Origin of the sequence: Peribacillus alkalitolerans (assembly GCF_010882125.1) — a bacterium.
GTDB classification, from domain to species: domain Bacteria; phylum Bacillota; class Bacilli; order Bacillales; family DSM-1321; genus Bacillus_BN; species Bacillus_BN alkalitolerans.
The window spans coordinates 1-1554 of sequence record NZ_JAAGVZ010000052.1 but is presented as its reverse complement, the minus strand read 5'-3'; the positions used below and the strand labels follow the sequence as shown (position 1 = coordinate 1554).

The window sequence follows — 1554 nt, the reverse complement described above, 5'->3', positions numbered from 1 at the left end:
TCAGATTGTCGACAAAAGGCATTCCGAATTAGCCAATTCGGGTGCCTTTTGTCATTTTTATGCACGTATTTCCTAAAAGCAGACCTATCCTAGGTCTATTTCTATGCCAATTTTGGACTCAACCAAGTCCAATTGGCCATCTTCTTTAAATTCATGGACGCAAAGGTAAGCATCGCCTGCATGGACAATTTTTTTAGGCCCCTAAGGGTTGTCCATCGCATACCATGCTTTTCTTTTGCATCTGCAAATACACGTTCTACCGTTTCTTTGCGTCGTGCATAGATTCTTTTATTCTCTTCTGTGTGACGAAGGTGCTCAGCTTCTTCAAGGTATTCTTCCCAAACGTGCCGTTGAATCAGTTTCTGGTGATTTTGACTTTGTGTACATTGAGATAAGAGTGGGCAAACTTTACACTGAGTTGGGTTTGAGAAATACTGACGGTACCCTTCTTTCGTAGTTGTTCGATATTGTAAAATTTGTCCTTCAGGACAAATATAGCAATCAAAATGCTCATCATAGACAAAGTCGTGTTTTCGCAAATAGCCTTCCTTGGTTCGAGGACGAGTATAAGGCAAAGCAGGTTGAATTTCATTTTCGAGTAAGTATTGAGCAATGGCAGGTGTTTTATATCCAGCGTCAGCAGCGACAGCTTTAGGTTTCCCAGAGTGTTCCATGACTTTTTCAAGCAGAGGTTCCAACATCGTACTATCATGAACATTACCTGGCGTGACAATCGTTCCTAAAATAAAACCATTCTGATCGGCTGCCGCATGAAAAGAATAAGCAAACTGTTTAGTTCGTTCATCCTTTACATAGTAACCACTCTCTGGATCAGTGGTACTTTCTTTAATTTCCTTAGATTCTTCCTTCTCGAATTTATCTGGTGGGAACGGTTTTTTTCCATGTTCTTCACGGTCACCATTGATTTCATCCTGAAGTCGAGACTGATAGGCTCGCGTTTCTTTACGAACCACCTTCTTTTCAAATTTACGCTTATTCGCACTTGCTTTAACATGTGTAGAATCAATAAATACATGTTCACCACTGACTAACTTCTTATCTGATGCTTCTCTTAATATTCGATAGAAAATTTGTTCAAATAGATCAGTATCCTTGAATCGACGTTCATAGTTTTTACCGAAGGTAGAGAAATGCGGCACTTTATCATGGAATCCGAATCCAAGAAACCATCGGTAAGCTATATTTGTTTTGATTTCTTCGATGGTTTGACGCATGGAACGAATACCAAACATATATTGAATGAATGTCATTTTAATTAGAATGACAGGATCGATACTTGGACGACCACGATCTGTCGAGTACATACCTTCTACAAGTGGATATATAAAGGAAAAGTCGATAGCAGCTTCTACTTTTCGAACTAAGTGATTCTCGGGTACCACCTGTTCTAAAGCAATCATTTCAATTTGATCACGATTCATCTGAGTATTTTTAGTTAACATGTTCATCACCTAAAAGAATAGTATTACTTTCATTATATAAAAAAAAGACCGTAGGCAAATCCCCTTTTTGGGGGATTTGTCTACAGTCTGA

The 1554-nt window shown here is 38.7% G+C and carries 1 protein-coding gene; it reads right to left on the bottom strand.

The window, feature by feature from the left end; all coding sequences use genetic code 11:
- Nucleotides 1-101: 101 nt before the first annotated feature.
- On the bottom strand, nt 102-1463 hold the full coding sequence (locus G3O09_RS21840; protein WP_163103547.1) for an IS1182 family transposase: 1362 nt from the start codon (nt 1461-1463) through the stop codon (nt 102-104).
- Nucleotides 1464-1554: the final 91 nt, after the last annotated feature.

Coding starts and splice junctions, on each gene's coding strand:
- G3O09_RS21840 (WP_163103547.1), bottom strand. CDS start 1,463: ATGTTAACTAAAAATACTCAGATGAATCGTGATCAAATTGAAATGATT.